The organism is Rhodococcus sp. EPR-134 (assembly GCF_001647205.1).
GTDB classification, from domain to species: Bacteria; Actinomycetota; Actinomycetes; order Mycobacteriales; family Mycobacteriaceae; genus Rhodococcus_F; species Rhodococcus_F qingshengii.
The window spans coordinates 1-7,782 of sequence record NZ_LVCT01000214.1 but is presented as its reverse complement, the minus strand read 5'-3'; the positions used below and the strand labels follow the sequence as shown (position 1 = coordinate 7,782).

Annotated in this window: 7 protein-coding genes; 1 reads left to right on the top strand and 6 read right to left on the bottom strand. The window is 63.6% G+C overall.

Going from position 1 to position 7,782, the window contains the following annotated elements; genetic code table 11:
* From A2J01_RS09700 to A2J01_RS09680, 5 genes are all read right to left on the bottom strand, one after another.
* The coding region (locus A2J01_RS09700) for a uroporphyrinogen-III synthase (protein WP_197494191.1) at nt 1–454 on the bottom strand (454 nt) is incomplete at its 3' end.
* Nucleotides 451–864 carry a nitrite reductase small subunit NirD gene (nirD, locus tag A2J01_RS09695; protein ID WP_042922175.1) on the bottom strand — a complete coding sequence of 138 codons (414 nt, stop codon included), beginning with the start codon at nt 862–864 and terminating at the stop codon, nt 451–453. The genes A2J01_RS09700 and nirD, both read right to left, overlap by 4 nt.
* 90 nt (nt 865–954) lie before the next feature.
* The gene (nirB, locus tag A2J01_RS09690) at nt 955–3,456 is read right to left on the bottom strand and encodes a nitrite reductase large subunit NirB (protein ID WP_003942314.1); all 2,502 of its coding nucleotides are present in this window, start codon (nt 3,454–3,456) and stop codon (nt 955–957) included.
* 49 nt (nt 3,457–3,505) lie between these two features.
* Nucleotides 3,506–4,906 carry an MFS transporter gene (locus A2J01_RS09685; RefSeq protein ID WP_085989607.1) on the bottom strand — a complete coding sequence of 467 codons (1,401 nt, stop codon included), beginning with the start codon at nt 4,904–4,906 and terminating at the stop codon, nt 3,506–3,508.
* Between the two features lie 113 nt (nt 4,907–5,019).
* Nucleotides 5,020–6,282: an MFS transporter gene (locus tag A2J01_RS09680; RefSeq protein WP_064112602.1), complete on the bottom strand. Its 1,263-nt coding sequence runs from the start codon at nt 6,280–6,282 to the stop codon at nt 5,020–5,022.
* Between the two features lie 93 nt (nt 6,283–6,375).
* Here A2J01_RS09680 and A2J01_RS09675 point away from each other — a divergent pair, with 93 nt between their 5' ends.
* Entirely contained in the window at nt 6,376–7,056 is a 681-nt protein-coding gene (locus tag A2J01_RS09675; RefSeq protein ID WP_003942319.1) for a FadR/GntR family transcriptional regulator, read from the top strand.
* On the opposite strand, the gene A2J01_RS09670 is transcribed toward A2J01_RS09675, so the two are convergent.
* The coding region (locus tag A2J01_RS09670) for a TIGR02569 family protein (protein ID WP_064112601.1) at nt 7,053–7,782 on the bottom strand (730 nt) is incomplete at its 5' end. The genes A2J01_RS09675 and A2J01_RS09670 overlap by 4 nt on opposite strands.

The window sequence follows — 7,782 nt, the reverse complement described above, 5'->3', positions numbered from 1 at the left end:
TGGTCGCACCATGCAGTTGAACGGCGATCCGCTTTCCCGAGATACCTTCTGCCAGAAGATGTTCGAGCACCTCGGCGGAAGACTCGGATGCCGGTGACCATTCCTCACGAAGGTCGGCCGCGCGGATTGCTCCCTTGGCCTTCGGTCCTCGCGCGAGTAGACGAGCCGAACCGAGCGCAGAACCGAGACTTTCGGCTTCGCCCCATCCGTCGGCGGCTTCCAGCCAGCCACGGAACCCGATGCCGGTGGTGGCGACGACCACCTCGGGAGGATCCGAGATGATCTGTTGTGTCACCCTTTCGAGCTCACGGTCGTCGGCCAACGGAATGATTCGAATCGCCGGAGCGTGAACGACATCCGCTCCCCGACGAGTCAGCAAGGTCGCGAACTCCTCGGCGCGGCGCGAAGCAGTGATACCTACCGTGAATCCAGCCAACGGCATGTCGTCACTCACGAGACTGCATCGGAGACAGTCGAGCGAACGCCCTGCATCTGCAAGCTGTGTACCTGAACGACTCCAGCCCACACGCGAACGCCGTACACCGGCAGCGCAACCGACGAGTCGTCCAGCGCCCGGCCGTCGACCAGCGAGAACGCCTGCTTGAGCAGTGGCGAGACCACGATCGGCTCACCGTCCCGGTCGCCGACGAGTCCGCGAGACATCACCGCGGCGCGGCCGTACGGATCGAAGTTGCTGACAGCCCGGAGTGTGCCGTCCTCGAGTAGGAACAGTGCCACCTGCTCGCCGCCGCGAAGAAGCACGGCAACTCCGCGTCCAGGGATCAGATGGCTCAGCGGGCAGGCCGACGTCCATTCGAGTCGATCCGAATCCAGCTTGGCGATCTGCGCATCGATGACACTCATCGAAGTCCTCCTGTCGATCCGGCGACAACGTCGCGCGGGTTCTTGTCTACGTTTCTACGGATCCCGTGTTTCCCACGGGTTACGCGACTATTACCGGCGCGTGGGGATGCTCGGCATGCCCATCAGGACCGGAACCTTGCGCACTCCGGTCTCGTCGAACACAACCGTCGGGTCGGCTTCTTCCGGTGCGTTGACGAACGAGACGAACCTCGACAATTTCTCCGGATCACCCAGCACACCGGCCCATTCGTCCTGGTAACCCTCGACGTGCTTGGCCATCAGTGCCTCGAGTTCTTCGCCGATACCCAGGCTGTCTTCACAAATCACGGCCTTGAGGTGATCAAGTCCGCCTTCGAGTGATTCGACCCACGGCGCCGTGCGCTGGAGGCGATCGGCAGTACGGATGTAGAACATGAGGTAGCGGTCGATGTACTTGACCAAGGTCGCGTCGTCGAGGCCTCCGGCAAGCAACTGAGCGTGTTTGGGCGACTGTCCTCCGTTACCGCCCACATACAGATTCCAACCGTTCTCCGTCGCGATGACGCCGACGTCCTTGCCTCGCGCTTCGGCACATTCACGGGCGCAACCCGAGACGCCGAACTTGATCTTGTGCGGCGAACGCAGACCGCGGTAGCGATTCTCGAGGTCGACGGCCATACCCACCGAATCCTGGACACCGTAGCGGCACCAACTCGAACCGACGCAACTCTTGACCGTCCGGAGGGACTTGCCGTACGCCTGACCCGATTCCATCCCGGCGTCGACGAGGCGCTTCCAGATCGCGGGCAACTGTTCGACGCGGGCACCGAACAGGTCGATGCGCTGACCGCCGGTCACCTTCGTGTACAAGCCGAAGTCTCGCGCCACTTCTCCGATGACGATGAGTTGCTCACCCGTGACCTCGCCGCCCGGCATCCGAGGTACCACGGAGTACGTACCGTTCTTCTGGATGTTCGCGAGGAAGTGATCGTTGGTGTCCTGCAACGACGCCTGCTGGCGGTGCAGGATGTGATCGGAGTCCGTCGATGCCAGAATCGAAGCGACTACGGGCTTGCAGATGTCGCAACCGGCGCCCTTGCCGTACTTGGCGATCAGCGCCGAGAAGGTTCTGGTCTGCGTCGACTGGACGATCTGGAACAACTCGGCCCGCGACTGCGCGAAATGTTCGCACAGTGCCTTCGACATCACGACGCCGGAATCGGCCAGCAGCTGCTTCACGGTGGGAAGGCAACCGCCACAAGTGGTTCCGGCGCTGGTGCACGCCTTCACCGAAGCGATGTCGCATGCGCCGGCTGCGATTGCACCGCAGATGGCTCCCTTCGTCACGGCGTTGCACGAGCACACCTCGGCGTCGTCGGGCAGCGAGCCTGCACCCGGCTTCTCCCCCGCAGGCGAGATCAATGTCGCCGGGTCACCGGGTAGTTCGCGACCGACCAGCGGGCGCAGCGACGCGTAGGCCGATGCGTCACCGACAAGAATGCCGCCGAGCAGGATCTTCGCGTCGTCGGAGACCACGAGCTTTGCGTACGTCCCCTTGGACGCGTCGCTGAGGACGACTTCGAGGGCGCCCGGTGAGGTCGCCATCGCGTCACCGAAACTGGCGACGTCGACGCCCATGAGCTTGAGCTTGGTGGACATGTCCGCGCCCGGGAAATCCGCGGCGCCGCCGAGCAGACGATCGGCCACGATCTCGGCCGTCGTGTAACCGGGAGCGACCAGACCGTAGCAACGGCCTTCCACCGCAGCACATTCGCCGACTGCGTAGACGTTCTCGTCCGAAGTCACGCAGCCGAGGTCGGTCAGGATGCCACCGCGCTCCCCCACTGCGATCCCGGCGTCGCGGGCCAGCTGATCACGCGGACGTACTCCGGCGGAGAAGACGAGCAGCGCGGCGTCGATGGTGGAGCCGTCGGAGAGTTCGACCACGATTCCGTTGTCGGCCTGCGAAATTCCCGCCGTCCCGACACCGGTGTGGACAGTGAGCCCGAGTTCGGTGACGAGGCGAGCGAGCAGTGCGCCGCCACCCTCGTCGACCTGCATCGGCATCAATCGCGCATTGTGCTCGACGACGTGTGCCGTCATCCCCATGAGCGAGAGAGCATTTGCGGCCTCGAGTCCAAGCAAACCTCCGCCCACCACGACGCCGACAGCGCCAGGACCAGCCTTCTCGGCGGCGGCCCGGATACCGTCGAGGTCGTCGAGGGTGCGGTAGACAAAACATCCGTCGCCGTCGTGCCCCGGTACGGGAGGCACGAACGGATACGAACCGGTCGCCATCACCAGCGCGTCGTAGGAGATCGTCTCGCCGGTTGTCGTCGTGACCGTGCGTGCATCTTTGTCGATCGCGAGCGCGCCCTCCCCCACACGGAGGTCGACCAGGCTGTCGCCGACGTAATCGTTGCCGGCCAGTGCCAGTTCCTTGGGGTCCCACGCTCCGACGTACGAGGACAGCCCGACTCGGTCGTACGCTGCGTACTGCTCGTCGCAGAGTACGGTCACCGACCAGTTGTTCGCTTCGTCGCGCGAACGCAGTGCCTCGACGAATCGGTGTCCGACCATTCCGTGTCCGATGACAACAACCGACTTGCTCATGACGCCTACTTCCTGAGGTACGAGATAGTTCTGAGATTCCGCCGACCGCTCACGCCGTGACTGCGACCTTCGCCTCGTCGACGTCTGTGGTCAGCGTCGACGGCTTGCGCAGGAAGACGAACCAGGTGACTGCGATGCAGGCGATGTAGAAGGCCAGGAACACCCAGAAGGCCATGGTCGCCGACTTCGCGGGGCTGCTGTACGACGCGCGCAGCACCAGGTTGATGCCGACGCCGCCCAAACCGCCTACCGCACCGGCAAATCCGATGAGAGCGCCGGAGATACTGCGCGACCACGTCGCCTTCTCGCTTCGATCCATGTGGTCGAAGCTCTGAGCCTTCGCCTCGAAGATCGCCGGGATCATCTTGTAAACGGATCCGTTTCCGATGCCGGAGAGCAGGAACAGAGCGATGAATCCGAGAACGAATGTCACCATGATCCCGGCGCTGGCGACGCCCGCGGTGTTGTCGTCCATCGTTCCGGCCGTCACGAGAATCGATGCAGCGAATGCCATGGCGACAAACGTCCACATGGTGATCTTGCCGCCGCCGATCCGGTCGGCCAGCTTGCCGCCGAGGGGGCGAGCGATCGAACCGAGGAGAGGACCGATGAAGGCGATCTGGGCTGCATGCAGCGCGGCCGCGGCCGGAGTGGCACCGCCGGCGAGGAAGTTGATCTGCAGAACCTGACCGAAGGCGAAGCTGAATCCGATGAAGGAACCGAACGTGCCGATGTACAGGAAGCTGATCACCCACGACTCGGAGAACTTGAGTGCCTTGGCCATCGAGCGCAGGTCCGACTTCTGGTTGCCCAGGTTGTCCATGAACAGCGCGGCACCGACGGCAGCGGCCGCAATGAACACGAGATAGACAGCGCACACGATCCACGGAGCACGGTTACCGACGGTGGCGATCACCAGCAGACCGATCAGCTGGATCATCGGTACACCGATGTTGCCGCCGCCGGCATTGAGACCGAGCGCCCACCCCTTGAGGCGTTGCGGGTAGAAGGCATTGATGTTGGTCATCGACGACGCGAAGTTGCCGCCGCCGATACCTGCAGTGGCCGCTACCAACATGAACGTGGTGTACGACGCACCCGGATTCATCATCAGGTAGAGCGTGAGAAGTGTTGGTACGAAGAGGAACAGCGCACTCATGACGGTCCAGTTACGACCGCCGAACCGTGCGGTGGCAACCGTGTATGGAATGCGGAGGACCGACCCGACAAGTGTGGGCACTGCGACGAGGAAGAACTTTCCGGCCGCGTCGATGCCGTAGATATCCGTCGGCATGAACAACACCATCACGGACCAGATCGACCAGATCGAGAAGCCGACGTGTTCGGCTACCACTGACCAGATCAGGTTCCGCTTCGCGATGTCCTTGCCGCCGGATTCCCAGGCGTCGACGTCCTCTGCATCCCAATGCTCGATGTAATGACTCACCAGGGCCTCCTGAATATGTTGGAGACCCAAAGGTAGAAAACGGTTATTGCGCCGGTGCTGCGTGCGATGACCGCGAAGTCAATTGATCCTCACCCGGTAACAAGACCGGGTGTGAGCTAGTTTTTCGCAGGTGCGTGCCAGGAATCCTCGAGCATCCGAGGCTTGCATGCCTGGTAGGCGCCCAGGAGCACCACGATCACAGCGACGACGAGCAGGCCGAACGGCGCAGCGTATCCACCGGACACGTCGTGGAAAACGCCGAACAGGAGCGGACCGAGGCAGGCAACGGAGTAGCCGATGCCCTGGGTGAAGCCGGACAGTGCCGAGGAACCGATGTGCGAACGAGTACGCAGGTTGATCAGCGTGAGCGACATCGGGAACGTGCTCGGACCGAGGCCCAGGACGACAACCCACACGACCGGCGCCGCCATCGGGGCAAAGTACAACCCGCCCATGCCGACCAGGTAGCAGACGGCACACGCGATCACGACAGGGAAGGGATTGGCCATGCGGGCGCACAGCGTCGGTGCACCGAAAGCTGCGACGAGCCCGATCACCGAGAACATTCCGACCATCGTTCCGCCGAAGGCATCACTGGCTCCGGCGTCACGAAGGATCGAGGGAATCCACGTGAACATCGAATACGTGATCAGTGAGGTCATGCCGAACATGCCGGCCATCCCCCAGGCCACGGGAGAACGCCAGACCTGACCGCGTGGCTGTTCTGCCACTGCCGCAACCGAATCCGATGCATTCTCGACGGACCCGGCTTCGTTCGCGCGAGCCTTGCGCGAGCGAGCGAGGGTGATCAACCACGGCACTGCTGCGGCGAAGCCGAAGGCGGACCACCAGCCGATCGAGAACCGCCACCCGAAGGCGTCGGCAACCGGGACTGCGACGAACGCCGGAACGATGGTGCCGATCTGCACGGCCACGATGTAGACCGAACTCATGGTGGCGAGGCGATCCGAGAAGTACCGCTTGACCAACGGCGGGATCACGACATTGCCGATTCCCATGCCTGCCAGCGCCAGAGCCGAGAGGGCCAGCAACGACCATGTCTGAGACATCATGGCGCGCAACAGCATTCCGACGCCGGCCATGAGCATCGCGACGAGGGCCGTCCGCTCGAGCCCGATACGTTTCGCGATGGCGGGAGTGACGAGACCGAAGATGGCGAACATTGCGGTCGGAACCATGCCGAAGACACCGACGATCGAGGCGGAGAAGCCGATCTCGTCGCGAATCTCGGCCGCCAAGGGCGAGAACGAGGTCACCGCAAGTCGAAGTACGAGCGCAGACATCGCAATCGCAGCGAAGACGAGCACACGGCCTTGTATCAACGAGCGGGTTTCGGTTCTCTCCAGTTGAGCAGTCACCGGCAAATCATAGGATGACCGGACGAACTCGCACAAGCGCGGTAATCTAACGTCACATTCACACCACTTACCCGGACCCGAGGAAACAACCACGTGCAACCCGTTCGACGCGCAAGTCTCATCTCGCAGGTCACCGAACAACTCCGCAACGAGATCCGGAGCGGAACCTGGCCGATCGGTTCCAAAATCCCCACCGAACCGGAACTGTCGGAGCTGACCGGGACCGGTCGCAATACCGTGCGCGAGGCGGTCCAGGCGCTCGTTCACGCCGGAATGCTGGAACGTCGTCAGGGATCGGGCACCTACGTCGTTGCTGTCTCCGACCTCGGTGGCACTCTCGGCAACTACTTTGCCGGTGCCCACCAGCGGGATGTACTCGAACTTCGGCGCGCACTCGACATCACTGCAGCCACGCTCGCCGCCGCACGGCGAACCGAAGACGACATCGCCGAACTGACGCGGCTACTCGAGCTTCGCACCGCGTCATGGGAGGGTCAGGACGTCGACGCTGCCACCACCGCGGACGTCGCCCTGCACCGAGCAATCGTCGCGGCCAGCCACAACGAGGTCTACCTGGAGTTCTACGACTCCCTGCTCCCGGTCATCGAGACCACGATCCAACAGCACATCGATGCAACCGGCGAAGGATTCCACTCGCAGCACGCGAACCTCGTCAACGCTGTCGTCGACGGGAACACCGTGGCCGCCTCGAACGCCGCACGCGAGCTGTTCGAGGGCCTGGTCTCGGACTTCGGTACCGGCGCCCCGATCTAGAGCAGCAAGCGCACGATGTCGGACGTACGGGCCAACCCCGGGAACGCGTCCGCCGTCGAGCGAGGATGCAGAACATGAACCGCCAAGCGGAACATCACCGCGCGTAGAAGCATCTGCGGCCACTCGGGGAGATCTTCCCACCGGCCGACCAGTGCCTCGTCGGCACCGCCCCACGAGATCGCGTCGACCACAGCGACGGCGGCGGCCCACGCAGCCGGCCGCCAATACGGCGTGATGTCGGTGATTCCGGGCGCCATACTGCCCGAGAACAGCACTGTCCCGAACAGATCGCCGTGCACGAGCTGGTCCGGGCTCTGCACCGGCTTACGCAAAGTAGCGAGCCCGGCGATCAGTTCCAGACTCTTGCGACCGTCAGGAGTGGGCGTCTCGAGTTGCTCGACGCCCTTCGCGATCCTCAGCGGAACCGTTTCCCATGCCGCGCGATCAGCGGCGACGAATACGTCGACCTCGGCCCACGGCGGCACGGGCGGTTGCGCAAGGAAGCGCGGGCGCTCGAGCGAGGCCGTCGCCGCATGCAGTCGGCAGGACATCGAGACCACTTCGTCGTGACGTGGTTCCGGCGATCCGACGATGAAGGTGTCGGCACGCCAGCCCGAGACGACGTAACGACCGTCGGTCGAACGCACCGGTCGAGCCAGCCGAACGCCGTCGACTTCGAGGTTCTCTCGCACCTTCGCCGACCACGCTGCGCGGGCATGATCCGCG

What these genes read in the sequence shown, in the direction of transcription:
- nirD (WP_042922175.1), bottom strand. Translation starts at nt 864, where the DNA reads ATGAGTGTCATCGATGCGCAGATCGCCAAGCTGGATTCGGATCGACTC.
- nirB (WP_003942314.1), bottom strand. Translation starts at nt 3,456, where the DNA reads ATGAGCAAGTCGGTTGTTGTCATCGGACACGGAATGGTCGGACACCGA.